Consider the following 237-nt stretch of genomic DNA (forward strand, 5'->3'; position numbering starts at 1 on the left):
TTTGTGATTCACTACGACGTAGTCCGCCAAAGGATCGTTTTGACCTGGTGATTGGTAATCCCCCTTATGGACGGGCAAAGCTCGATGCTGAAACCCGAGAGCGCTATAAGCGTTCTCTTTATGGTCACGCGAATCTATACGGTCTATTCACTGACCTCGCATTACGCCACACGAAGCCAGGAGGTGTGATTGCCTATGTCACGCCAACTTCTTTCCTAGCGGGTGTTTATTTTAAGA

General features: G+C 48.5%; 1 protein-coding gene. It reads left to right on the forward strand.

From position 1 onward, the window contains the following. A partial coding sequence (locus tag GHO41_RS29680; protein ID WP_153435378.1) for an Eco57I restriction-modification methylase domain-containing protein occupies positions 1–237 on the forward strand: 237 nt, incomplete at both ends.

This window comes from Pseudomonas sp. FSL R10-0399, from assembly GCF_009600165.1.
In the GTDB taxonomy this organism is placed as follows: Bacteria; Pseudomonadota; Gammaproteobacteria; order Pseudomonadales; family Pseudomonadaceae; genus Aquipseudomonas; species Aquipseudomonas helleri.